24 protein-coding genes and 2 pseudogenes are annotated in these 24266 nt (G+C 69.8%); 12 read left to right on the top strand and 14 right to left on the bottom strand.

Annotation, left to right across the window (positions count from 1 at the left end):
• Window positions 1-50: 50 nt before the first annotated feature.
• The 3 genes from GT755_RS12130 to GT755_RS12120 all read right to left on the bottom strand — a co-directional run bounded on the left by GT755_RS12130 (window position 51) and on the right by GT755_RS12120 (window position 1521).
• Window positions 51-242 (bottom strand): DUF397 domain-containing protein, encoded by a 192-nt coding sequence (locus GT755_RS12130; protein WP_161479806.1) that lies wholly within the window; start codon window positions 240-242, stop codon window positions 51-53.
• Entirely contained in the window at window positions 193-1068 is an 876-nt protein-coding gene (locus tag GT755_RS12125; protein ID WP_161479805.1) for a helix-turn-helix domain-containing protein, read from the bottom strand. The genes GT755_RS12130 and GT755_RS12125 overlap by 50 nt, the downstream gene beginning before the upstream one ends.
• A gap of 150 nt (window positions 1069-1218) precedes the next feature.
• A complete protein-coding gene (locus tag GT755_RS12120; RefSeq protein WP_161479804.1) occupies window positions 1219-1521 on the bottom strand; it encodes a GntR family transcriptional regulator in 303 nt (100 codons plus the stop codon).
• Window positions 1522-1706: 185 nt separating this feature from the next.
• Here GT755_RS12120 and GT755_RS40525 point away from each other — a divergent pair, with 185 nt between their 5' ends.
• Window positions 1707-1832, top strand: coding sequence for a hypothetical protein (locus GT755_RS40525; protein ID WP_268903217.1), 126 nt, complete (start codon window positions 1707-1709; stop codon window positions 1830-1832).
• A gap of 24 nt (window positions 1833-1856) precedes the next feature.
• On the opposite strand, the gene GT755_RS12115 is transcribed toward GT755_RS40525, so the two are convergent.
• From GT755_RS12115 to GT755_RS12100, 4 genes and pseudogenes are all read right to left on the bottom strand, one after another.
• Complete coding sequence (locus GT755_RS12115) at window positions 1857-3287, bottom strand: recombinase family protein (protein ID WP_161479803.1); 1431 nt, start codon at window positions 3285-3287, stop codon at window positions 1857-1859.
• Between the two features lie 32 nt (window positions 3288-3319).
• A pseudogene (locus GT755_RS12110) lies at window positions 3320-4120 on the bottom strand (ATPase, T2SS/T4P/T4SS family); the annotation flags it as partial.
• 5 nt (window positions 4121-4125) lie between these two features.
• The gene (gene ssd / locus GT755_RS12105; protein WP_161479802.1) at window positions 4126-5163 is read right to left on the bottom strand and encodes a septum site-determining protein Ssd; all 1038 of its coding nucleotides are present in this window, start codon (window positions 5161-5163) and stop codon (window positions 4126-4128) included.
• Window positions 5164-5873: 710 nt separating this feature from the next.
• Window positions 5874-6638: a Fic family protein gene (locus GT755_RS12100; protein ID WP_161479801.1), complete on the bottom strand. Its 765-nt coding sequence runs from the start codon at window positions 6636-6638 to the stop codon at window positions 5874-5876.
• 304 nt (window positions 6639-6942) lie between these two features.
• On the opposite strand from GT755_RS12100, the gene acs reads away from it, so the two are divergent.
• The 5 genes from acs (at window position 6943) to GT755_RS12075 (ending at window position 11492) form a co-directional block, all read left to right on the top strand.
• Window positions 6943-8901 carry an acetate--CoA ligase gene (acs, locus tag GT755_RS12095; protein ID WP_161479800.1) on the top strand — a complete coding sequence of 653 codons (1959 nt, stop codon included), beginning with the start codon at window positions 6943-6945 and terminating at the stop codon, window positions 8899-8901.
• A gap of 369 nt (window positions 8902-9270) precedes the next feature.
• Window positions 9271-9663 carry a Na+/H+ antiporter NhaA gene (locus GT755_RS12090; protein ID WP_161479799.1) on the top strand — a complete coding sequence of 131 codons (393 nt, stop codon included), beginning with the start codon at window positions 9271-9273 and terminating at the stop codon, window positions 9661-9663.
• 25 nt (window positions 9664-9688) lie between these two features.
• Window positions 9689-10144 carry a phage holin family protein gene (locus GT755_RS12085; RefSeq protein WP_161479798.1) on the top strand — a complete coding sequence of 152 codons (456 nt, stop codon included), beginning with the start codon at window positions 9689-9691 and terminating at the stop codon, window positions 10142-10144.
• Window positions 10141-11067, top strand: a complete 927-nt coding sequence (locus GT755_RS12080; RefSeq protein ID WP_161479797.1) for an alpha/beta fold hydrolase — start codon at window positions 10141-10143, stop codon at window positions 11065-11067. Before GT755_RS12085 ends, GT755_RS12080 begins: the two co-directional genes overlap by 4 nt.
• Complete coding sequence (locus GT755_RS12075; protein ID WP_161479796.1) at window positions 11064-11492, top strand: DUF309 domain-containing protein; 429 nt, start codon at window positions 11064-11066, stop codon at window positions 11490-11492. Before GT755_RS12080 ends, GT755_RS12075 begins: the two co-directional genes overlap by 4 nt.
• Here the strand turns inward: GT755_RS12075 and GT755_RS12070 are convergent.
• A complete protein-coding gene (locus GT755_RS12070; RefSeq protein ID WP_161479795.1) occupies window positions 11489-12664 on the bottom strand; it encodes an MFS transporter in 1176 nt (391 codons plus the stop codon). The two genes, GT755_RS12075 and GT755_RS12070, sit on opposite strands and share 4 nt — an antisense overlap.
• A gap of 81 nt (window positions 12665-12745) precedes the next feature.
• Here GT755_RS12070 and GT755_RS12065 point away from each other — a divergent pair, with 81 nt between their 5' ends.
• Window positions 12746-13705: an ArsR/SmtB family transcription factor gene (locus GT755_RS12065; RefSeq protein WP_161479794.1), complete on the top strand. Its 960-nt coding sequence runs from the start codon at window positions 12746-12748 to the stop codon at window positions 13703-13705.
• Here GT755_RS12065 and GT755_RS12060 read toward each other — a convergent pair whose 3' ends face one another.
• On the bottom strand, window positions 13706-15292 hold the full coding sequence (locus GT755_RS12060; RefSeq protein WP_161479793.1) for an ATP-binding cassette domain-containing protein: 1587 nt from the start codon (window positions 15290-15292) through the stop codon (window positions 13706-13708).
• A gap of 76 nt (window positions 15293-15368) precedes the next feature.
• Here GT755_RS12060 and GT755_RS12055 point away from each other — a divergent pair, with 76 nt between their 5' ends.
• Window positions 15369-16049 carry a TetR/AcrR family transcriptional regulator gene (locus GT755_RS12055; RefSeq protein WP_328794312.1) on the top strand — a complete coding sequence of 227 codons (681 nt, stop codon included), beginning with the start codon at window positions 15369-15371 and terminating at the stop codon, window positions 16047-16049.
• Here GT755_RS12055 and GT755_RS12050 read toward each other — a convergent pair.
• On the bottom strand, window positions 16046-17236 hold the full coding sequence (locus GT755_RS12050) for a MarP family serine protease (protein WP_285586010.1): 1191 nt from the start codon (window positions 17234-17236) through the stop codon (window positions 16046-16048). The genes GT755_RS12055 and GT755_RS12050 overlap by 4 nt on opposite strands.
• A gap of 111 nt (window positions 17237-17347) precedes the next feature.
• Between GT755_RS12050 and GT755_RS12045 the strand changes: the two genes are divergently transcribed.
• Window positions 17348-17893, top strand: a complete 546-nt coding sequence (locus GT755_RS12045) for a HEAT repeat domain-containing protein (RefSeq protein ID WP_161479792.1) — start codon at window positions 17348-17350, stop codon at window positions 17891-17893.
• On the opposite strand, the gene GT755_RS12040 is transcribed toward GT755_RS12045, so the two are convergent.
• From GT755_RS12040 to GT755_RS12025, 4 genes and pseudogenes are all read right to left on the bottom strand, one after another.
• On the bottom strand, window positions 17843-18487 hold the full coding sequence (locus GT755_RS12040; protein ID WP_161479791.1) for an NUDIX hydrolase: 645 nt from the start codon (window positions 18485-18487) through the stop codon (window positions 17843-17845). The two genes, GT755_RS12045 and GT755_RS12040, sit on opposite strands and share 51 nt — an antisense overlap.
• A 37-nt stretch (window positions 18488-18524) precedes the next feature.
• Window positions 18525-19223, bottom strand: a complete 699-nt coding sequence (gene nth / locus GT755_RS12035) for an endonuclease III (protein WP_161479790.1) — start codon at window positions 19221-19223, stop codon at window positions 18525-18527.
• 295 nt (window positions 19224-19518) lie between these two features.
• Window positions 19519-20820 (bottom strand): annotated as a pseudogene (locus GT755_RS12030) (NAD(P)-binding domain-containing protein); the annotation flags it as partial.
• A complete protein-coding gene (locus GT755_RS12025) occupies window positions 20709-21248 on the bottom strand; it encodes an OsmC family protein (protein ID WP_235966482.1) in 540 nt (179 codons plus the stop codon). The pseudogene GT755_RS12030 and the gene GT755_RS12025, both read right to left, overlap by 112 nt.
• A gap of 47 nt (window positions 21249-21295) precedes the next feature.
• Here GT755_RS12025 and metX point away from each other — a divergent pair, with 47 nt between their 5' ends.
• Genes metX through GT755_RS12010 form a run of 3 tightly spaced genes read left to right on the top strand, consistent with a single transcriptional unit; the run spans window position 21296 to window position 24266 of the window.
• Entirely contained in the window at window positions 21296-22480 is a 1185-nt protein-coding gene (gene metX, locus GT755_RS12020; RefSeq protein ID WP_235966481.1) for a homoserine O-acetyltransferase MetX, read from the top strand.
• Window positions 22477-23799: an O-acetylhomoserine aminocarboxypropyltransferase/cysteine synthase family protein gene (locus tag GT755_RS12015; RefSeq protein WP_161479787.1), complete on the top strand. Its 1323-nt coding sequence runs from the start codon at window positions 22477-22479 to the stop codon at window positions 23797-23799. The genes metX and GT755_RS12015 overlap by 4 nt, the downstream gene beginning before the upstream one ends.
• Entirely contained in the window at window positions 23796-24266 is a 471-nt protein-coding gene (locus GT755_RS12010) for a CoA-binding protein (protein WP_161479786.1), read from the top strand. The genes GT755_RS12015 and GT755_RS12010 overlap by 4 nt, the downstream gene beginning before the upstream one ends.

Raw genomic sequence — 24266 nt, 5'->3', positions numbered from 1 at the left:
GGCCGAACCGCCGTCGGCCCCTTCCTAAACTGATCAGCTAAACAACCTGGTCAGTCGAACTCTCCATCCTTCACGCCCTTGATGAAGGCGTTCCATTCCGCCTCGGTGAACTCCAGCGGACGCCGTTTCCGATGCTTGCTGTGACGTACTCGCCGACTGCCGTCTTCCAGGTCCTCAACTTCGACGCACTGTTCACCGCCGCCCGAGTACGAGCTCGTGCGGTAGCTCCTGCGGATCCTCATGTTGCGCTCCTTGGTGCCTCAAGGCGTCGACCCTCGCCGCCATCCGCACGACCGACTCGGCCGTTGACCTCGCCTCGTCGGTGAGCCGGTCATGCAGAGCTTTGTATTGAGGAACCCCGTCCTCGACCACGATCCCTTTTCCGACTGGGGTCTCCAGGTAGACCAGAGGGCCAACGCCGTCGAATTCCAGCAGGCCGAATCCGCCGACCATCGCCGCATGAGCGCCAGCGACGATACGCACGCTGACCGTCGGGGCGTGCGCCAACTCCACGAGATGCCGCACTTGAGCACGCATCACCTCGGGGGACCCCACAACCTTGGAGATCACCGATTCGTCCAGCACGGCGTCCAGCCGAACGGGCGAATCAGACCGCGTCAGAATCTGCTGCCGGCGCATACGGGCCGTCACCCGCCGCTCAATCTCACAGGCATCATGCCCAGCAGCAATGAGCACCGCACGCGCATATTCCGGAGTTTGGAGCAGCCCCGGTACGCAAAGCGGCTCGTATGCCAGGATTCTCTGCGCGCCGGCCTCCAGGTCCGGGAGGACCATGTCGTATTCCTGCCACCAGCCGGGTTCCCGGGCCGAGTCGACGAGCTCCCACAGTCTTTGGCGCTCGGATGCCGACTCCACGCCGCAGGCCTTGAGCAGTCGCTCGACTTCCGGTCGTCGCAATTGCTTTGACTCGCCGCGCTCAATCTCATACACCCAGTTGGCATACTTCTTCGCCCTGACCGACGCTTCCCGGGGCGTGAGCTGGGCTGCCGTGCGGTATTTCTTGATCGCCTGCGCAAAGAGACGACGTTGGATCGTGGGGGACGTCATGCCCGCTCCCTCGCCGAGTCGGGAGAAACCTCCGCAATCAGGACTATGGACCGCGCTTTTCCACCGCGCAATCCGCAATTGGTATTGCGCCGTGATGTTGGACCATCCGAGTATGACCCCACGGGGAGTGCGCGAGGAGTCACATGTTCATCACGCCGTCCCATCTGGCGGAGGGGGAGGATTCCACTCCTGATGAGGTCGTACAAAAATTCCACGTCCCTGCCGACCTCGAAGGAAACCTTCCTTCTTCAGTTGGGTCAAGGCCTTCTGAAGCGTCGCCTCCGCTACGTCGACCCGCCCGAGCAACTTGTTGATGCTGGGGATCGCCCGCCCCTGAGGGAAGTCGCCGGCCTCGATACGCTCCCGCAGGATGTCGTACACCTGTTCCCACAACGGCTGTTCCGCGTCCCTGTCAACCGGCCACAGCTCAGGCTCCCCCTCGCTAAAGATCACGAGAGGAAGGTAGAGATCCACACCGCCCTAAACCAAGGCACGGAACAGCACGCAGGAGCGCGGAATAGCGCAGTGTTGTGTGTGGAAGTCACTGCCATATTTGGTCAGCCGTGGTGACCGGATACCGCCACCTGCGATCAGCCGGACTCACTGGAGAACCGCGCCTGCTTGAGATCCTTTCGGGGATGTATCCCCTCTGGGAGATCCGCAAGGACGACAACGGATGGACCGCTGTGTCCTCGGCCAAGACGCTCGAAGCCGCATCGCTCGCCGGCCTGGCTCAACAGTTGGCCGTGGAGACCCGCCCCTGAACCAGCTTGTCGCGTTCCTGCAGGTCAGATCGGCTGCATGTCCACACTCGCCGGATCAAACCCCGGCCCCCTCCATGTGGCCGGCAGCACGACAATTCGGAACAGCGCCCTCACCGTCGCGGCCCGCACCTCGATGGGCGTGGCCTCCCACTGCTCCAGCGTGATCCCCGCCATCCGAGTGAGCAGCCGCTCCCGCTCGCCGGCTGCATGACGCTGCCGCTTGGTCTCGATCTGCTTCCCGACGGCCGTGAGCTGATCCGCAAGCACCAGCGGGTCCAGGTCGGGATGATCGGCCAGTTTGGTGAAGGCCGCCTTGAGTTGGGCCCGGCGGGCTTCCAGTTTCGCCAGGTCCGCCACAACTTCGGGATCGGGCCTGATGACCTCGGCAAGCAGGTCGGGATCAGCAAGCCGGTGGAGGACTCGACCCGTCACATACCGATCAAGATGGTCAACATTCCTCGATACCCGGCCGGAACAGTCCCGCGTTCTTGGGCAGTGGTACAGCCGAGACGTTTTGCGGTTGCGGCCGCCCGACGGCTTGGTCACTAGCGTCCCCCCGCATGACACGCATGTCGCGATGCCCGTCAGGAGATAGCGCCGCTCGCGGCCGTGGTAGCCGAACGCCTCCGCGCGCTGCCCCATCAGGAATCCAATGCTCCGCCAGTCCTCCTCGCTGATGATCGGGTCCCATACGGCCTTGATGAGCTCACCCTGGTGGGCGACAAAGCCCGCAATGCGCGGAGACTTAAGCAGGTTCGTGAGGGCCTTGCCGCTCCACCGCTGCCCCTGTGAGGTGGTCGAGACCGTGTTCATCCACGCGAGTACAGACCCCTGGGGTTCGCCTGCTAGAAGGCGCCTGACGGCCTCCTGGAGGACCGCTGCCTCCTCAGGGTTCTGGCGGGTGACGTCGTAGATCGGACGCCCTGTACGGCCCACACGGTTCGTGGGAACGCCGTATCCGAAGGGCCGCTTGCCCCCGCCTGCCTCCCGGCCGTCCCGTGCGCGAGCGGCCCACCCCCGCTTGACTCGCCGAGAGGTACTGGCCGACTCGCGGCAGAAGCCGGCAGCCTCGATGCGCAGGATGTATCGGTCGTCCTCGTTGTGGAGGTCGCGTGTCCCGGACACCGATGCCAGGGGCAGATGCTTGTCGTCAGCGAGCCGCAGCAGCACCTCAAGGTCGAAGGGCTGACGGATCAGCCGATCGCCGTGATAGACCACAACCCCATCAACTTCGCCCGCCTCGATCGCCGCGAGGAGACTGTCCCAGCCGGGACGCTTGCGATTCCGCTGCCAGGCCGAGCGGGAGTTGTCGTGGTAGATGTGTCTCTCGGAGATCGGCCAGTTCAGCCGTTGCGCTGTAGCCCGACAGTCGGCCTCTTGGCGTTCGACCTTTTCCAGGGAACCATCAGGGGCGTAGCTCAATCTGCAATAGATCGCGGCACTACGGACTTCCATCGTCTGAGTGTAGGTGTTTTGTGGCGGTTGCGCTCGACCACCTCGGCCCCGCGAACCTCCCCGACGACCACCCGGTCAGGCCGCATCCGCAACGCCTGCCGCACCAGGTCTCGCAGCGTCACCCCGCCGACTCCTTCGAGGTTCGGGGGCCGCGTCTCCAGCCGCACCACGTGGGGATGCGCAGGCCGCAGCTCGGCCGAATCTTCGACCAGCAGCAGCCGCTCCCCCGGATCGGCCAGCGACAACAGCGCCGACAACAAGGTCGTCTTCCCGGTCCCCGTCCCGCCCGACACGACGAATGCCAGCCGGGCCCGCATCACCGACCGCAGCACCTGCGCCCCCACACCGGTCACCAGGTCGTCGAGCCCGTAGGTGTGCCGGGGCGGCAAGCGCAACGACAAACACGTCCCCTCCGCCGAGACCGGCGGCAGGACCGCGTGCAGCCGCACCCCGCCGGCCAGCCGTGCGTCGACATACGGGCAGGCGTCGTCGAGGCGTCGCCCGGCGGCGGCCGCCAGCCGTTGCGCCAGACGTCGCACGTCGTCGTCGGAGCGGAAGGTGACGGACGTCTTCCGCAACCCGCCCCCGTCGTCGACCCACACCTCCCGCGGACCGTTGACCAGCACGTCGGTCACCCCGGATTCGGCGAGCAGGCCTTCGAGCGGCCCGGCTCCGATCAGTTCGGCGCGGAGCAGCCGGGCGACGGCCAGGACCTCGGCGTCGCCGAGCACCGCCCGTTCGGCCCGCAGGGCCGCGGCCACCTGGGCGGGTGACGGGTCGAGGCCGTCGCGGGCGAGCCGGACGCGGACCGCCTCCAGCAGGTCCGCCGACACCGCGCTCACGACACCGACAACCCGGCCAGCAGTTCCCCGCAGAAGCGCCCAAGCGGCGTGCGCTTCAGCGGCGGGGCGTCGCCGCGGTCGAGCGCCTCGGCCAGGCCCCGCTGCTCCGGCACGACCCCCGCCAGCGGCACCCCCAGCGACTGGGCCACCACGCCGGGCTCCAGGCTCCCGGCGCGCACGACCGCCCGTACGTCACCGGCCTGTTCCCGCACCCCGGCCAGTGCCTGACCGGCGGCGAGCACCCCTCGAACATCAGCGGAAACCACCAGCAAAGCCACGCCGGACCGCGAAAGCGCCTCCTCGGCACCGGCGTCGACGAACCGTGGCAGATCGACCACCACGAGATCGCAGCCTCGCCGCGCCGCCTCCAGCACCGCGCGCATCGCCTCGCGGGGGATGCGCATCGGTTCACCCCGGTGCCATGACAGGACAGTCAACTCGCCGAAGGTCGGCAGTGCCCCCTGGAGGGCCGCGTAGCTCACCCGGCCCTCCCGGCCGACGATGTCGGGCCATCGGGCGCCGGTCGCCTCCTCCTGTCCGAGCACCACGTCGATGCCGCCGCCGAGCGGGTCGGCGTCGACGAGCAGGGTTCGGGAGCCCGATCGGGCCGCCGTCAGGGCCAGCGAGGCCGCCAGCACCGTGGCGCCGACGCCGCCGCGGCCGCCGGCCACGCACACCACCGCCCCGGCGCGGGAGGAGGGTTCGGCGGCCTCGGCGAACTCGTCGACGAGCAGCCGTTCGGCGTCGGGCAGTTCCAGGACGGCCGACGCCCCGACGGCCACGCAGCGCCGCCACATCGACGGGTCGGCCGGGTCGGACGTCACCAGCAGCACGCCCTGCCGAGGCGGCGGGCCGGTGGCCGCGAGGGCGTCGGCCAGGTCAGCCCCTATGACGACCAGCGGCGCGGTCCGCCACCGGGGGCGCGCCTGGGCGGCCTCGTGGGCGACGTCGAGCTCGACTCCGGCGGCCGCGGCCACCCGCAGCAGGTCGTCGAGCAGGTCGCGGTCGGCGGTGACGGCCAGCGGGCGGTGCATGGGCGGAGGCTCCTCGGTCGTGGGACGGAAGCCTCACGGTGCCGACCTGCCGAAGATCACGAACGCCCGTACCGGGATCTGTGGATAAGGATCGCCCTGTGGAAAAAGGGGGCGACCCCCGCCGGGGGGGAGAGCGGGGGTCGCCGATCGGTCCGGCTCCGGGGGGGTAGAGCCGGTCCCGTGTGATGAAAGCTTTCATCAGTGGGCCAGGGCATGGCAAGGGACTTGCAAAGGTGCCCTGTGCACAGTCACTCCCACACTGGGAGATAACACCGTATGCTGCCCGATCCGCCCGAGTTTCGTCGAGCAGCAATCTGCAATTTGCGGCAGTTTTTTTGGGCTTCGCGCAAGCAGGGGGAATGCGGCCGTATGGTCACGGTCAGTGATCACTGTCAGGAGGGGACGTGATGTATCGATCCATTGCCCCACATGGTCACAAACCACACCAGAAGCCGGAATCGGCGGATTCCGGGCTCGGTAAAGGTCTTGCTCGGAGGGGTTCCCAAGTGCGCAGTTCCGACGTACAAAGGGCGTACGGACCGAGTGTCCGGGTACGGCCGTCGGGCACCCACGTGCGACCAGCCGCGGGAGGCGTGTCGTTGCGGGCTTGTCCCGTTTCGACAAATTAGGTGCACGCTTGGTAACCCGGCTCGACGTACTGGCGACGGCGTCCCATTCCAGGGACGCCGTCCGCTTGTGTCCGCAATTGATTAACGCGACAGCGCTTCACAAATGGCCGTGGTCTCCCTGACGCCCAGGACCACTGCCCGCGCGCAGTGGATCACCCACGTTGCGACACCCTCGGACGTGCCGGTCAGATAGGCCTTCAGGGCCTCCGGGTACGCCCCCACCGACTCCCGGTGCCCCACCTCCACCGCCACGAGCGACTTGGGGTCGAGGCCGTGTTCGACCAGGCTGAGCCGCTCCGCCGCCCGCGCCACCAGACCGTCGGCCACGCCGAACGGCCGCAGCGCCACGATCTCGGCGTGCACGATCGCACCCAGCACCAGCGCGGGCGCCTTCGTCGAGGTCAGCCCGGCCAGAGCGGCCATGCGCGCGGAGACGTCCACCGGAGCCGGGCCGATCCCCAGAGGGTCGGCCGCCGTGGCAGCCGTACGCGGACGCCCCGGATCGGCGAGCAGCCCCGCGGCCGCGAGCGTGTGGAGCCGGGCCAGCACCTGCGGCGGCGCCGACCGCCACAGCGGCCCGAGACGGCCCAGCTCGGCGGAGACCCGCAGCGCCCCCTGCGCCACCGGATCGCCGGCCTCACCGGCCCGCAGCGTGCCCAGCGGAACGTCGGCGCCCTCCAGCGCGGCGGAGGCGCGCGCGCCGCGCAACGCGGACTCGGCCGACACTTCAGGCTGCCGTCTGCGCAGGATGCGATGCCGATAGAGAACGTCGACGGCCTCCCGGGCCTCCGTGACGGCCTCGGGCACACCGGGCAGCTCGGCCACCACGACCAGCGGATCACTCATCCGCCCGACCCTATCGACAACCGAAGAGCCCTTCCGTTACGGCTCCGCCCGGCCGGCCCCGCCCGCCGCCCCCCGCCCTGCGCCGCATCCGGCGCCGGCCCCCGCTCCCGGTCCACGCCGTCACGAGAGACCACCAAAGCCCCGGTAAACCCACCCCCAGCCGCCGAAGACCGTTCAACGACGAGCTGACACCGCTGGACGAAGTGAGGTTTGACTCCCCTGGGCCCAGTCACGTGTCATTAACACCCGATACGGCACGATACGAAGAAGTAAGGCCATAGGAATTTCGGGTAAGGAGTTCGCGGTGACGGAGTCCCAGGAAACGCTGTCGAACCTGTTGCAGGAGAACCGCCGGTTCGAGCCGCCCGCGGAGCTCGCGGCGGCGGCGAACGTCACGGCGAGCGCCTACACGGAGGCCTCGGCCGACCGGCTGGCCTTCTGGGAGGCCGCCGCCGACCGGCTGACCTGGGCGGAGCGCTGGCACACCACGCTTGAGTGGGAGGCGCCGTTCGCGAAGTGGTTCGTCGGCGGCAAGCTGAACATCGCCTACAACTGCGTCGACCGGCACGTCGAGGCCGGGAACGGCGACAAGGTGGCCTTCTACTGGGAGGGCGAGCCCGAGGGCGACAGCCGTGTCATCACCTATGCCGACCTGCAGAAAGAGGTCAGCAAGGCGGCCAACGCGCTGACCGAGCTCGGTGTCGGCAAGGGCGACCGGGTGGCGATCTACATGCCGATGATCCCCGAGTTGCCCGTCTCGCTGCTGGCCTGCGCGCGCATCGGCGCGATCCACTCGGTCGTGTTCGGCGGGTTCTCCGCCTCGGCGCTGAAGAGCCGCATCGACGACGCCGACGCCAAATTGGTGATCACCGCCGACGGCGGCTTCCGGCGGGGGGCGCCCAGCGCGCTCAAGCCCACCGTGGACGAGGCCGTCGCGCAGTGCCCGCAGATCGAGAAGGTGCTCGTCGTCCGCCGGACCGGCCAGGACGTCGCCGTCACCGACAAGGACGTCTGGTGGCACGACGTGGTCGAGCGCCAGAGCGACCAGCACACCCCCGAGCCGCACGACGCCGAGGACCCGCTCTACATCCTCTACACGAGCGGCACCACCGGTAAGCCGAAGGGCATCCTGCACACCACGGGCGGCTACCTCACCCAGACCGCCTGGACCCACCACGCGGTCTTCGACCTCAAGCCCGACACCGACATCTACTGGTGCACCGCCGACATCGGCTGGGTGACCGGCCACAGCTACATCGTCTACGGCCCCCTGGCCAACGGCGCGACCAGCGTGATCTACGAAGGCACCCCCGACACCCCGCACCGCGGCCGGTTCTGGGAGATCGTGCAGAAGTACAAGGTCACCATCCTCTACACGGCGCCGACGGCCATCAGGACGTTCATGAAGTGGGGCGACGACATCCCCGCCAAGTTCGACATGTCGTCGCTGCGGGTGCTGGGCTCGGTCGGCGAGCCGATCAACCCGGAGGCCTACGTCTGGTACCGCGAGCACATCGGCGCGAACCGCACCCCGGTGGTCGACACCTGGTGGCAGACCGAGACCGGCGCGATCATGATCAGCCCGCTGCCCGGCGTCACCGCCGGCAAGCCGGGCGCGGCCATGCAGCCGCTGCCGGGCATCGTCGCCGACGTGGTCGACGACCAGGGCAAGTCGGTGCCGAACGGCGGCGGCGGTTTCCTGGTCGTGAGGGAGCCGTGGCCGTCGATGCTGCGCGGCATCTGGGGCGACCCCGAGCGCTACAAGGACACCTACTGGTCGCGGTTCGACGGGTTCTACTTCCCCGGTGACGGCGCCAAGCGCGACGACGACGGCGACCTGTGGCTGCTGGGCCGCGTCGACGACGTCATGCTGGTCTCGGGCCACAACATCTCGACCACCGAGGTCGAGAGCGCCCTGGTCAGCCACCCGAAGGTGGCCGAGGCGGCCGTCGTGGGCGCGACCGACCCGGTGACCGGCCAGGCCATCGTGTCGTTCGTGATCCTGCGCGGGAGCGCCGAGGAGAGCGGGGACATCGCCGCCGAGCTGCGTCAGCACGTCGCCAAGGTGCTGGGCCCGATCGCCAAGCCGCGCCAGATCATGGTCGTGCCGGAGCTGCCGAAGACCCGCTCGGGCAAGATCATGCGCCGCCTCCTGCGCGACGTGGCCGAGAACCGGTCGCTGGGCGACGTGACCACCCTCACCGACAGCTCGGTCATGAACCTGATCTCGGAGAAGCTTCCCACCGCCAAGAGCGAGGACTGATCCGACATCCACAGCCGGGGCGGTCGTCCACAGGTGACGGCCCGCCCCGGCTGTGATCGTTCGGCGCTGGGTAAAGTGGGCCGAAGGTGTGCCGGGAAGTCTGGTCGGCGATTTCTGGGGGAATCGTCCAGGTGCTTCCCCGATCACCCGAGGGGTAGCAGTCGCGCCGTGGTGCGGGCCGCCGAGGCTCTGCGGACCCAGACGATCGGCGTGATCCTGCTGGTCGCCACGGTGGACGAATGGGCTGCCGGCGATCTTTCTTCTTCGTCGCCGGTGTGGAGCTGAAGGAGGAGCTGGTCCACGGGGAGCCGTCCCGCGCGCAGTGGCCGGGATGGCGGTGCCGGCGCTGATCTGGGGGTGAGCTGAGGGGTGCCGAACGCCACACGGGGGTGGGCGATTCCGACGGCGACCGACATCGCGTTCGCGGTGCCGGTTTTCGCCTTCCTCGCCGCCGGGGTTCCGCTCGATTTGAGCGCCCTCGGAGGCGTTTTCACCGACAGAATCACTCTCGGCGTGCTTCTCGGGCTCGTCGTCGGGAAGTTCGTCGGTGTGTTCGGCGGTGCGTGGCTCTCGGTACGACCGGGTTTCGCCCGGATCAGCCCAGATCTGGTCTGGCGCGACATCGCGGCCGTGCCGGTCCTCGCCGCGATCGGCTGCACCGTCTCACTGCTCATCGGCGACCGGGCCTACCCGGGCGGCACCGGGATCACCACGGCGGTGCTCAGGAGCCGCGTACGGACGAGGGCACGAGATGATAGTTGACAGTCCGCAGAATAGGAGATCCCTGATGCGCGAGGACGAATCGCTCGGCGCTCTGGTCGCCGAGGCGAGCACCCATATTTCGACGCTGGTCAGAGCCGAGATCGAACTCGCCAAGAGCGAGCTCAAGTTCGACGCGAAGCGGGTGGGCATGGCGACCGGCCTGTTCGCCGCCGCCGCGTTCACGCTCCACCTGGTCCTGATCCTGGCCTCCTTCACGATCGCCTACGTCCTGCACGACGCCGTCGGCCTGTCGACCTGGTTGTCGTTCCTGATCGTCACCGTGTTCTACCTGGTGACGGCCGGGATCCTCGGCTTCGTCGGCTACCGCAGGCTGCAGGGGCTGGCCGGGTTCAAGCGCACCCGCCGCTCGCTCCAGAACCTCAAGTCCACCGACGAGACACCGCACCTCGAGCCGGTGCCCACCACACCCACCACCACCGCGGGCGAGGTGGGCGCCCACCGCGCCACGATCGCGTCATGAAACAGGCCCCGGAGGAGAACCAGCTGGTCCGGGCCGAGGGCCCGTGGGAACACCGCTGGATCCACGCCGGGGGCACCCGCTTCCACGTGGTGGAGGCCGGTGAAGGCCCGCTCGTGCTGCTGCTGCACGGCTTCCCGCAGTTCTGGTGGACCTGGCGGCACCAGCTCGAGGCCCTGCCGGCCGCCGGCTACCGGGCCGTCGCGGTCGATCTCCGGGGGTACGGCGCCAGCGACAAGCCGCCCCGGGGATACGACCTGCCGACCCTGGCCGGAGACGCGGCCGGCCTGATCAGGGCCATGGGCGAGACCGGCGCGATCGTCGTCGGCCACGGCTGGGGCGGCTTGATGGGCTGGACGATGGCCGCCCGCGACGCCAAGTTCGTGCGCCGCCTGGTGGTCGTCTCGGCGCCCCACCCGCTGCGCCTGCGCACCGCCCTGCTCACCGACCCGAGGCAACTGAGGGCCAGCCGCCACGCGTTCGGCTTCCAGGTGCCGCTGTGGCCCGAACACCGGCTGACCCGCAAGAACGCCGCCCGCGTCGGCCGGCTGCTCGACGCGTGGGCGGGGCCCGCCTGGCCCTCCGAGGAGCTCAACCCGGTCTACCAGGACGTGTTCCGCATTCCCGCGTCGGCCCACTGCGCCCTGGAATACCACCGCTGGTTCGCCCGCTCGCAGCTCCGCCCCGACGGCCGCCGCTACGCCCGCCAGATGCGCCGCGAGGTCGAGGCCCCGACCCTGCAACTCCACGGCGCGCTCGATCCGTGCATGCTGCCCCGCACCGCCCAGGGTTCGGGCCAGTACGTCGCCGCCCCCTACCGCTGGCGCCTGATCGAGGGCGCGGGCCACTTCCCCCACGAGGAACGTCCCGACGTGTTCACCGGTGAACTGACCTCCTGGCTGGCCGACCCCGAGCCCGACCGATGACCCGCGACCGCGACGCCGAGGGCCGGGCCCGCAACGCCCGCCCCCGAGACGCCTTCGGCCGCCCCCTCCCCCACGGCGCCGAAGGCGTGGCCCGCGTCCCCGACGACTACGCCCCCACGGCGCAGCAGGCCGTCGAAGACGGCGTCGAGATGTTGCGCCTCGGCCGCCCGTTCCACGCCCACGAGATCTTCGAGGGCCGCTGGAAGTCGTGCCCGCCGGAGGAGCGGGAACTGTGGCAGGGCCTGGCCCAGATCTGCGTCGGCCTGACCCATCTGCAACGGGGCAACACGCGGGGTGCGGAGACCCTGCTGGACCGGGGCGCCGGACGCCTGGCCCCAATCGAAGGCCGGCCCTACGGGATCGACGCGGCGCTGGCCGCCCGAGCCCGGTCGATCGACGACCTGCTGGCCGCGCTGGGGGCCTAGGCGGAGACCTCCGCCGGTCGCGGTCGCAGCCCTGGAGCCAGGGCCAGCGTGACCGCGACCGACGCCACGGCCATCACGGTCATCGCCGTGGCCGGGTCGCTGAACTGGGCCACCGACCCCGCCACGGCCGCGCCCACCCCCTGCATGACCATCATCCCCGAGCCGTTCAGCCCGAGGGCGTGCCCGCTGAGCTCGTCGGGGGTGAGGGCCATCAGGCGTTCCTGGAGGAGCAGGCTGGCGGCGTATCCGACGCTGGCGAGGGTCACCGCGGCGACCGCGACGCCGATCGGCGGGTCGGTGAAGAAGACCAGGTAGGGGACGGCCAGGAGCAGGCGCATCGGGCCGCCCAGCCGTTCCCGCCAGCCTGCCGGGACGAACCGCCCGACGAGGGTGTCGCCGATCAGCATGCCGAAGGCGGCGAACGCGAACAGGACGCCGGCGCTGCCGGGGTCGTACGAGACGAACAACGACTCGCACCCCACGATCAGCCCGTTCGGCACCCAGAGGGCCAAGAAGACGTACCGCCGGGGCCGGGACGCCCAGAGCCGCGAGTTGTCCTGCCACGTCTGCGCCACCGACGGCCGCCCGGACGCGCGCGGAGGCCGTCTCGACAACCCGAGCAGCACGACCAGGGCGGCGACGAGCTCCAGCGCGGCGCTGACCAGCAGCGTCTGGACGGGGGTGAACAGCGCGACCAGGAGCCCTCCGGTCGCGAACCCGGCGATCTGCGAACCGCCGACGGCCATGTTGAGCACCGAGCGGCCGAGCAGGAACCCGTCGCGCGTGAGGATCTCGTTCAGCAGCCCGTAACGCACCCCGCCGCCGACCGACGCGACCACGCCGATCACGACGAGCACGGCGAACCGCACCGCGATCGGCAGGTCGGGAATCGCCTGCACGGCCGCGCCGACCCCGAAGACCACGGCCAGCCCCGCGAGCGCCATCCGGGGCGGCAGCCGGTCGGCGGCCGACATCAGCAGCGTCGCCCCGACCACCTGCGCGAGCAGCGGCCCGAACATGGCCAGCGCCGAGAGCAGCGGCGACCCGGTCGCCTCGAACACGAGCGTCCCGAGCGCGAGGTTCCCGATCGTCGACGCCACGACCTGCAACGTGGACGTCGCGAACAGCGGCGCGAACTCCTTGGTAGCAAACAACTCCCGATATGTACGCATACAGAACACATTCCGTCCCCGCAGGTCAGAGCCGGTAATGTTTCGCCAGGACGCGAAACGACCGGCACGGGAGAGGGTGGCATGGGCTGGTGGCAGGTCGGCGCGGACACGCTGGCCGGGAGCAGGTTCGTGGTGTCGCCACTCGCCGAGACCACCGCGTGCATGTTCGCCCTCGGCGGCGCCCACCCCGCCCATCCGGGTGAGCGGCTCTGGTTCGACCGGCACGCCGACCGCTTCAAGGCCCGCCTCGCCGCCGACCCCCTCGACGACCTGCTGATGCGCGCCGCGAACGGACGCGAGTGGGTCGCCGACTTCCTCGTCCCGGCGCCCACCGGCACAGGTGAGCCGACCTTCGCCGACGAGGTCGCCACCATCAGGAACACCCCGCCCGACGTCGTCTACGCCGACCTGGAGGTCTCCCTCGGCCGGATGTTGCCGGGCCCGCTGCGCCGCGCCGACCTGGCCGAACGGGCGGCGTCCGTACTGGAATGGGTGTGGACGGAAGCGGTCGAACCCACCTGGGACCGGCGCAGGAGGATCCTCGAAGCCGACATCATCGGCCGCATCGGCAGCCTGAGCATGGGCGGCTGGGAGGCGGCGCTCAATGACATGCGTCCGGGCATGCGCTGGCTGGGCGACAGCCGGTTGCAGATCAACACGACCAGCAACCCGCCCCGCGACATCACGACGGCGCGGCTCATGTTCGTGCCGGTCACGCCCCGGCACAGATGGGTGGCGTGGGAGCATCCGCACCGTTACGCGGTCATCTATCCGGCCGCGGGCGTGCTCACCGAGGTGCGCGAGGTCTCCGGGCCGCTCGGCCGTCTGCTGGGCAGCGCCCGCGCGACCGTGCTCGTCCTGCTCGACACCCCCAAGAGCACGACGCAGCTGGTCGCGCTGACGGGCCAGGGGCTCGGTTCGGTGGGCCGCCATCTGAAGGTGCTGCTCGACGCGGGCCTGATCGAACGCCGCCGGGCCGGCAGGTCCGTCCTCTACTACCGCAGCCGCACCGGCGACGCCGTGGTGGCCTCGTCGGAGTGATCACGACCAGACCGGTTCGGCGCTCTCGAAGACGGTGCCGTCGGCGCCGAAGACCAGGAACCGGTCGAAGTCGGCCGCGAACCACCGGTCGTGCGTCACCGCCAGCACCGTGCCGGTGAAGCCCGCCAGCCCCTGTTGCAGGGCCTCGGCCCCGGCCAGGTCGAGGTTGTCGGTGGGCTCGTCGAGCAGCAGCAACGTCGCCCCTGACAACTCCAGCAGGAGGATCTGCAGTCGCGCCTGCTGCCCGCCCGACAGGGTCTCGAACAGCTGGCCTGCGGCGGGAGCCAGTTCGTAGCGGGCCAGTGCGGCCATCGCGTCGTTCAGGACGAGCGCGCCGGACGTCATGACCAGGTCGACCGGGCGGCGGCCGTGCAGGTCGGGCCGCGTGTGGGTCTGGACGAAACGGCCGGGCCGCACCCGCGCCCCGAGCCGGACCGCCGGGGACGCCGCGCCGTACGCCGACTCGATGACCTGGAGGAACGACGACTTGCCCGACCCGTTGGAGCCGAGCACGCCCACCCGCTCGCCGAACCAGATCTCCGTGTCGAACGGTCTGGTCAGGCCGGTCAGCTCCAGGTCCTCACACGTCACGGCACGTTTCCCGGTCCGGCCGCCGTGCAGCCGGATGCGCACGTTCTGTGTCTTCGGCGGCCGTTCGGGCGGTCCGGCCTGCTCGAAGCGGGTGAGCCGGGTGCGGGCGGCGCGGTAGGCCGACGAGAGCGCGTCGTTGTTGGCCGAGGTCTGCCGCAGGGTGTGCACGAGCCGCCGGAGCCTGGCGTGCTCCTCGTCCCAGCGGCGGCGGCGTTCCTCCAGCCGGTCGATCCGGTCGGCGCGGGCGGCGGCGTAGGTGGCGAAGCCGCCGCCGTGGATCCAGACGCCGCGGTCCTCCACGGTGACGATGCGGTCGGCCACGTTCGCGAGGAGCTGCCGGTCGTGGGAGACCAGCAGGACCGTCTTGGTGGTGGCGGCGAGACGGCCCTCCAGCCACTGTTTGCCCGCGACGTCGAGGTAGTTGTCGGGCTCGTCGAGCAGCAGCACCTCGTCGGGGCCGCGCAGCAGGGCCTCCAGGACCAGGCGTTTCTGCTCCCCGCCCGACAGCGTCGTGACCGGGCGCTCGCGGACCGCGTCGAAGGGCCGGCCCATCGACGCGGTGACGCACACATCCCAGACGGTCTCCATGGCATAACCGCCGGCGTCGGCGTAGTCGGCGACGGCCTGCGCGTAGCCGAGCTGGTTCGCCTCGTCGTCGCGGGCGGCCAGCGCCGCCTCGGCCGCCGACACGGCCGCCGCCGCGTCCCTGACGTGCCGCGGCGCGACCGACAACAGCAGGTCGTGGACGGTGCTCCGGTCGCGGATGCTCCCGACGAACTGCCGCATGACGCCGAGCCCGCCGGTCTGGGTCACCCGGCCGTCGTCGGGCCGCAGGTCACCCGAGATGAGCCTCAACAGGGTGGTCTTGCCCGCGCCGTTCGGCCCGACCAGGCCGGCCTTCACGCCGTCGCCCACCCGGAACGACACGTCGTCGAGTAGCGGACGCCCGTCGGGCAGCATGTAACGCAGGTGTTCGACGTCGACATGTCCCGGCATCCGACCTCCATCGGATCGTTGTTCGAGTGACCGGACCAACGATCCGGTACTCGAACGTCATACTAGACTCGGCCGGGTGAACGCGAGAACCGGTGGGGTGTGGCTGAGGACGTCCAGCCGAGAGGAACGGGGTGGCCCCCCGCTCAGCAGGCGGCGCATCGTCGACGAGGCCGTGGCGCTGCTCGACGCCGAGGGCGCCGACCGGCTGACCATGCGGCGGCTGGCCGAGCGGCTCGGCACCGGCTCGACCACCCTCTACTGGCACGTGAAGACCAAAGACGACGTCCTCGACCTCGCGCTCGACGCGATCTTCGCAGCCGTCCCGATCCCCGAAGACCAGGAGTGGCGGGCCGGCGTCACCCGCCTGATCGGCGACTGGCGGGCCACCCTGCTGCGGCATCCGTGGTCGGCCGCGCTACTGGGCCGCCCGATGCTGGGCCCCAACGTGCTGGCCAGAAGCGATTTCCTGTACGCCGCCCTCGTCGGCGCCGGAGTGACCGAGCCCCACCTGACGGCCGCCGCGTTCGGGTTGTCGAACTTCGTCATCGGCTCGGCGCTCATGCAGGCGACCTGGCTCGTCAACGCCGACGCCGAGACCCGCGACGCCGCCAGAGACCACATGGCACAGCAGAGCGACCGCTATCCGGCCCTCGCCGCCCACGGCCCGCTGACCGCGACCGACGGCTGGGACGAGAGCTTCGAACGCGGCCTGAACTGGCTGCTCGACGGCATCGAGGCGACGGTCGCGACCGGTTAGTCGCACTCCTGGGTATCGACCCGGGCGATGGCCGCGCTGCCGTCTTCGGCGTCGGTACGGACCTCTTCGGCCGTCAGCGCGTAGCCGGTGTCCTTCTGGTCGGTGGCGGCGGCGAAGATGACCCCGAAGACCCGCCCGTCGGGAGCGAGCAGCGGCCCGCCCGAGTTGCCCGGCTGCACCTCGCCGCGGATCGCGTAGACCTCGCGGTCGACGGTGTGGCGGTTGTAGATGTCGTAGGACTCGGCGGGCTGCTTCACGCGGATGCGGGCCGGCTTGATGGTGAAGCCGTGGCCCTTCGGATAGCCCGCGATGATGGCGTCGTCTTTCGACTCGGCGGCCATGTCGAACTTGAGCGGGTTGACGTCGAGCGACTCGACGTAGAGGACCGCGATGTCGCGGTCGGGGTTGTAGAGCACGACCCGGGCGTCGTGGCTGGCGCCCCGGTAGTCGGTCACCCGCAGGTCCTGCGAGACGCCGGCCACGACGTGGGCGTTGGTCATGATGCGGTGGGGGGCGTAGGCGAAGCCGGTGCCCTCGATGCGCTTGCGGCATGTCGGCGCGGTGCCCTGCACCTTCACGATCGCGCGGCGCGCCCGCGCCAGCTGCGGGTCGTTGATGATGCTCTCGTCGGGGGCCGGGACGTCGACGAACTGCGCGCCGCCGATCGCGGTGAAGACCTCGGGCCACGGCGACGCGTCGACGAACTCGCGGAAGCCGCGCGTCAGGTCGCGGGCCGCCTCGGGCATCGCCTGGTCCATCGTCTTCAGCAGCAGCGAGTCGTTCACCTGCTGCTTGGGCAGCGGGAAGTTCATCGAGATGACGAGCGAGCCGATCAGCCAGGCGAACACCAGCACCGACAGACCGCTGGCGAGGGAGCCGCCGAAGGCGTCGATGACACGGGCCGGTTCCCAGGTGACGTGGGAGCGCACGACGGCGCCGATCGTCGAGGAGGCGAACTGGCCGACCGTCGCGGCGAGGAACACGATGACGATGGCGAGCAGCGCACGCTCGGTCTCACCGTTGACCAGTGCTCCGGCGATCGGCGGCGCGATGAACATCCCGACCAGCGCGCCTCCGGCGAAACCCACGAAGCTGAACGCGCCGATGATGAAACCCTGGCGATACCCCGACACCGCGAAGGCCAGAATCAGGCCGATCAGGATGAGGTCGAGCAGATCGCCTTGCACGCCTGTATTCCACCTCTATCGCCACCGGGCCCGGCCACCACCCTTAACCGTATCCAGCCACGCGCGGTCTCGTGCACGGGTTCTTCGCAGTCCACTCGATATCGTGACGCCATGGGGGGACCTGTTGAGGAACTGATCCAGACCGCACTGGCCGATGGAGACCCGGACGGCCCGACCCGCTGGGACGCCATCGCCGCCTTGCAGGAACGCGGCGACCTGGAGACTTTCACCGCCGCGCGGCGCCTGTGCGCCGCCGAGACGGCCACGGAGAGAGTTCTCGGAGTCGACATTCTCGGAGAACTCGGACGTGACCGGCCGTTCGCCGACAAGACCTTGCCGGTGCTGCGTTTCCTGGCCGCGAGCGAGACCGAACCTCGCGTGCTCTACTCGGTGCTCATCGCCTTCGGTCATCTGCGCGACCCGCGGGCGCTGCCCTCGGTGATCGAGCTCGCGTCCCATCCGGAGGCGACGGTCCGCTACGGCGCCGCGTACGCCCTCCCGAACGTCGTCGGCCGCCCGGCCGACCCGGCCGGGGTCGCGGCGCTGCGCCGCCTGGCGGCCGACCGCGACGACGACGTGGCCGACTGGGCGACGCTGGGGCTGGCGCTAACGGGAGGCGAGGTTCACGACGTCAGGGGGCAGGTCCTCGATCCGTGACCGGTCCCACGGCCGCTCGAAGCCGCAGGTGGCGAGCACGCCGTCGAGCACCCCGGCGGTGAAGCCCCAGACCAGCAGGCCGCGCACGCGGAACGCGGGGCCGACGAACCCGCTCGGGTGACGCAGCCTGAACCGGTTGGCGGGATCGACGAGTTCGGCCACGGGCACCCGTTCGACCGACTCGACCTCGTCGGGTGAGGCGGCGTGCACGGCACAGGGGGTGTGCCACCAGCCGATGACGGGGGTGACGCGGTTGTCGCTGTGCGACAGGTAGAGCTCGGGCATGACGCCGAGCACCTTCACGCCCTCGGGGTCGAGCCCGGTCTCCTCGGCGGCCTCGCGGAGGGCCGCGCCGACCGGGCCGTCGTCGCCGGGGTCGACCCCGCCACCGGGGAAGGCGGGCTGACCGGCGTGGTTGCGTCCTTTGGAACTGCGCTGGATGAGCAGGATGTCGGGCCCGGCCGGACCGTCGCCGAACAGCAGCAGGACGGCGGCCTTGCGACCGCCGTTCCGGGGCGGGCGCATCGCGAGGGGGACCGGGCTCCGACCGGCCTTCTCCGCCGCGTCGGTGATCCAGGCGGGTACGTCGGTCATGGACACTCCAACCGCCGGCGCCCCGCGAAGCTTCCCGTCACGAGAACGGTCCCGAACGCACCAGCTTGGCGGCGGCCTCGGGGTCGGTGGGGCCGGTGCCGTACGAGGGGCAGAGCGCCGCCAGAGGGCAGGCCCCGCAGGCCGGTTTGCGGGCGATGCAGATCCGGCGGCCGTGCCAGATGATGCGGTGGGAGAAGACCGTCCACTCCTTCTTCGGGATGAGCTGCCCGATCTCCTGCTCGATCTTGACCGGGTCGAGCTCGCCCTCGATCCACCCGAACCGCTTCACCAGGCGCTGGAAGTGGGTGTCGACGGTCAGCCCCGGCACCCCGAACGCGTTGCCGAGCACGACGTTGGCGGTCTTGCGCCCGACCCCGGGCAGGGTGACGAGGTCGGCCATCTTCCGCGGCACCTCGCCGCCGAACCGGTCTCTGATGGCGATCGACAGGCCGATGACCGACTTGGTCTTGGCCCGGAAGAACCCGGTCGGCCGCAGGATCGCCTCCATGTCGTCGGGGTCGGCGACGGCCATGTCCTCGGGCGTCGGATATTTGGCGAACAGCGCCGGGGTGGTCAGGTTGACCCGCACGTCGGTCGTCTGCGCCGACAGCACCGTCGCGACGAGCAACTGGAACGCGTCGGCGAAGTTGAGCTCGCAGTGGGCGTCGGGATAGGTCTCGGCCAGGATCCGGTTCATCTTCCGCGCCCGCCGCACCAACCCGAGCCGTGTCTCCATGCACTCAAGCGTAGGGGTGATAACACCGCGCTTCGCGACATCTACCAGGTGACGGCACCTGAAGAGAGGACGGGGCGTGCGTGACGAATCGGGCTTCTCCGGCCTGCTCCGGGTCGCCGTCGGCCGCAACGAGGACCTTGGGGCGATCCCCGTAAGGGCACCTACACCTGCGTCCCTGACACGTCGCTGCGCATCCACAGGCACGGCAAGTCGGGCCACACGCTCGTCACGATCGACTGGGAGCTCACCCGCTCCTGACCAGTGAGACGCCTCTCGCGGCCCGCACCGCGTGAGGTCAGCCGAGCCCCCGTACGAGATGCCCGATCACGTCCCGGGCGTCGTCTTCGATCCCGCAGATGAAGGTCGACCCGCGCCGCCGCAACACCGGCAGGCCGAGGGCGTAGAGGCCGTCACCGACCACACCCCCGTCGTGGACCAGCGCCCCCTTCGCGTCGACGACCGGCACGTCCAGCCACGAGTAGTCCGGACGGAAGCCGGTGGCCCAGACGATCGAACCGATCTCCCCTGACCGCAGATCGAGCCGCCAACGGGCCGATTCCGGTACGCGAGTGGGCTCGTGCCGTTCCCCCGGAGCGGTTCCGGCCCACTCGTCGAAGGTGTCGAGCAGCCGGTTCAGCTTGAGGTCGGCCAGCGCCGCCACGTTGCGCAGCCCGCCGGAGAAGAGCGCCGCGCCGTCGCGGATGGTGGAGAGGCGGCCGACCAGTTCCACCCCCATCGAGGTCAGCGTGTTGAGGTCGAGCGTCGACCCGGCGACGAGCTGGGGCGACGGCAACCGTCGCGCCCGGGTCAGGTCGTCGAGCTCGTCGTAGCGCTGACCCCAGATCCCCGCGTGGTGCATCCACCAGAGCACGTCGCGGCCCCGGTAGACACGGGGCAGCCGCACGTGCTCCCCGACGGAGAGCACGACCGCGCGGCCCGACTGCTGGATCTCGGCCGCGAGCTGCACGCCCGTCGCCGACGCGCCCACGACGAGCACGCCGCCGTCCGGCAACCGGGAGGGGTTCCGGTAGTCGAACGGGGTGACCTGCTCGACGCCCGCGGGCACGTCGAACGTCGGCACGACGGGACGGTTGCAGGCGCCGCTCGCGATGACGACCGTTCTGGCCCGGACGGGACCCTCGCTCGTCGTCAGCGTGTAGCCCTCGGGTGAGCGCCGCACCGATGTGACGTTCACACCGGTGCGGACCGGGACGTCCTTGGCGGACCGTTCCAGGAGGTCGACGACCTCGCTCGTGTCGGCGTAGCCGTCGGGTTCGGGGCCTTCGTAGGCCGCGCCGGGAAGGCGGCTCAGCCAGTTGGGGGTCAGCAGGCGCAGCGAGTCCCACCGTTCGTGACGCCACGAGTTGGCGACCTCGCCGCGTTCCAGCACCACGTGGTCGACCGAGGCGCCGGTCAGGAAATGGCTGGCCGCGAGGCCGGCGTGACCTGCCCCGATGACGGCCGTGGTGACGTACACGACGGACCTCAGGCGACTTCGACGGTGACGTTGGTGGGGTTGGTCAGCGCGTCGAAGACGGCCGAGCGCTTCTGCGACTGGGCGACCAGTGCCTCGACGTCGGCCTGCGAGGCGTCGGCGTCGATCGTGAAGGTCACCTTGATGTCGTTGAAGCCGTTGCGGACGTCGCTGTCGGCGCCGAGGATGCCGCGGATGTCGTGGTTGCCCTCGACGACCGACTCGACCGAGTTGAGCTTGATGCCGCGGTTCTGGGCGACCGACGCGACGCCGGCCGTGAGGCAGGCGGCCAGGCCGACGAGCAGGTACTCGATCGGCGTGACGCCGTTGTCCTCGGCGGCGAAGATCTCGGGGTGGTCGGCCTCGAAGACCGACTCGGACTTGTGGCTCTGCTCCTGGCCGAGGCCGAAGAACTTCTGGATCTTGGTGGTGCTGTGGACGCCGTGCTGCCACTTCGAGCTGGCCCGCCAGGTGAACTGGGCGGCCTCGGGCGCACCCTTCAGCACCTCACGGGCGTCGAGCAGGGCCTGGACGTTGACACCGTTGGACATGGTTCCCCTCATTTCCTACAGGTAAAATGAACAATACAATGAAACCCATGGGCTCCATAGGTTTCGTTGAAACTCAGTACCTCGACCTGCACGGTCCGATACGCCTCGACAGCGGGCGGGAGCTGCGCGACGTCCGCGTGGCCTACGAGACCTACGGCACCCTCTCCCCCGAGCGCGACAACGTCATACTCGTCTGCCACGCCCTCAGCGGCAATGCCCATGCGGCCGGTTTCGCGAAGACCGCCCCCGAGGCGAGCGCCCGCGACGGCTTCGGCGCCGAAGACCGCGACGGCTCGCAGGGGAAAGGGCTGGGCTGGTGGGACGGGATGATCGGGCCCGGAAAGGCTTTCGACACCGACCAATACTTCGTCGTCTGTACCAACCTTCTCGGTGGCTGCAACGGCACGACAGGGCCCGCGACCATTGATTCCGCGACCGGCCGCCCCTACGGGTCGGACTTCCCGGTGGTCACGGTGGCCGATATGGTCCGCACCGAACGCGCCTTCCTCGACGCGCTCGGAATCGAGCGCCTCGCGGTGGTGGCGGGGGGCTCGCTGGGCGGGATGCAGGCCCTCGAATGGGCGGTCCAGTACCCCGGTCAGGTCGACTCCATAGTGGTCATCGCCTCCACCCACGCCCTCCACCCCCAAGGACTGGCGTGGAACGCGATCGCCCGCGAGTCCATCATGCGCGACCCCGACTGGCAGGGCGGCCACTACTACGGCACCGGCCGCAAGCCCGACGCCGGCATGGGCGTGGCCCGCATGGTCGGCCACGTGACCTATCTGTCCGGTCCGGCCCTCATTGACAAGTTCGGCCGCCGCCTCCAGTTCGCCGACGACATCCGCCACACGATCGTCGAGCCCGAGTTCGAGGTTGAGAGCTACCTGCGTCACCAGGCCGACTCGTTCGTGAAGCGGTTCGACGCCAACAGCTACCTCTACATCTCGCGTGCGCTGACCTACTTCGACCTGGCCCGCGAACACGGCGGCGGCTCGCTGGAGAAGGCGCTGGAGAACATCCAGGCCCGCACGCTGCTGATCTCGTTCAGCTCCGACTGGCTCTATCCGCCGGAGGCGTCGAACGAGATCGCCGCCGCCCTGACTAATCTGGGCAAGCCGGTGGAGAACCACCTCATCGACGCCCCCTACGGCCATGACTGCTTCCTGCTGGAGGAAGCACGGCAGACCCCGCTTATCCGGCAGTTCTTGACGAGGAAGATGGCTTCGTGAGCGACAGACCCTTTCGTACCGAAGAAGCCCGGGAGTTCGGGTTCGAGACCCGCCAGCTCCACGCGGGGCAGCGGCCCGATCCGAACACCGGGGCCCGCGCGGTGCCCATCTTCCAGACCACCAGCTACGTCTTCGAAGACCCCGAGTCGGCGGCGGCCTACTTCAACCTCCAGGAATACGGCAACACCTACTCCCGGATCATGAACCCGACCACGGCGGTGTTCGAGGAGCGGATCGCCAACCTGGAGGGCGGCACCGGCGCGGTCGCGTTCGCCAGCGGCATCGCCGCCCAGGCCGCGGCGCTGTTCACGCTGCTGGAGCCGGGCGACCACGTGGTCTCCTCCTCGGCCCTCTACGGCGGAACGGTCAACCAGCTCAAGCACCTGTTCCGCAAGATGAACGTCGAGCTGACCTGGGTCGACCCCGACGACCCCGAGGCCTGGCGCGGCGCGGTCAAGGCCAACACCAAGGCCTTCTACGGCGAGACGATCGGCAACCCGGGCGGCAACGTCCTCGACGTCGAGACCGTCGCCACGATCGCCCACGAGCACGGCCTGCCGCTGATCGTCGACAACACGTTCGCCACGCCCTACCTGTGCCGGCCGATCGAGTGGGGCGCCGACATCGTCGTCCACTCGGCGACGAAGTTCATCGGCGGCCACGGCACCAGCATCGGCGGCGTGGTCGTCGAGGCCGGCACGTTCGACTGGTCGAACGGCCGCTTCCCGGTGATCGCCGACCCGTCCCCGGCCTACCACGGCCTGAAGTTCCACGAGACCTTCGGCGAGTACGGCTACCTGATGAAGCTGCGCGCCGAGACCCTGCGCGACCTGGGCGCGGCCATGTCGCCGTTCAACGCGTTCCTGTTCCTCCAGGGCCTCGAGACGCTGTCGCTGCGCATGGACCGCCACGTCGACAACGCCCTCCAGGTGGCCGAGTTCCTCGCCGCCCACGAGCTGGCCTCCAACGTGACCTATCCCGGGCTCGCCGGGAGCAAGTACAAGCCGCTGGTCGAGAAGTACCTGCCGCGCGGCGCGGGCGCGGTGTTCTCCTTCGAGTGCGCCGGCGGCCGCGAGGGCGGCCAGTCGTTCATCCGCGGCACCTCGCTCTGGTCGCACCTCGCCAACGTGGGCGACGCCAAGAGCCTGATCATCCATCCGGCCAGCACCACCCACCGGCAGCTCGGCGACGCCGAACTGGCCGCCACCGGCGTGGGCGCCGGCACGATCCGCCTGTCGGTCGGCACCGAGTCGGTGGCCGACCTGATCTGGGACCTGGAGCAGGGTTTCGCCCACGTCCAGAAGGGTTTGGCGTCATGACGTACCAGGAGCCGCAGGACATCCAGCGGGTGGTCAACACCGCCCGGACCGTCGCGGTCGTCGGCCTGTCGGGCAACGAGCTGCGGGCCAGCAACTTCGTCGGCTTCTACCTCAAGCGCCACGGCTTCAAGGTGTTCCCGGTCAACCCGCGCGAGAAGGAGATCCTCGGCGAGACCTGCTACCCGAGCCTGTCCGACATCCCCGAGCCGGTCGACGTGGTGAACGTCTTCCGCGCGCCCGACGCCGTTCCCGGCATCGCCCGTGAGGCGGTCGAGATCGGCGCCAAGGCGTTGTGGCTGCAGTTCGGCGTGATCAGCGAAGAGGGCGCCCGGATCGCGGCAGAGGGCGGCCTCACCGTGATCATGGACCGCTGCATGAAGATCGAGCACGCCCGCTACCTGGGCCGCATGCACTGGCTGGGCTTCAACACCGGGCGGATCACGTCGGTCCGCACCGGCATCCACTAA

Origin of the sequence: Herbidospora solisilvae (assembly GCF_009901565.1) — a bacterium.
In the GTDB taxonomy this organism is placed as follows: Bacteria; Actinomycetota; Actinomycetes; order Streptosporangiales; family Streptosporangiaceae; genus Herbidospora; species Herbidospora solisilvae.
This window is presented reverse-complemented; position numbering and strand designations above follow the sequence as displayed.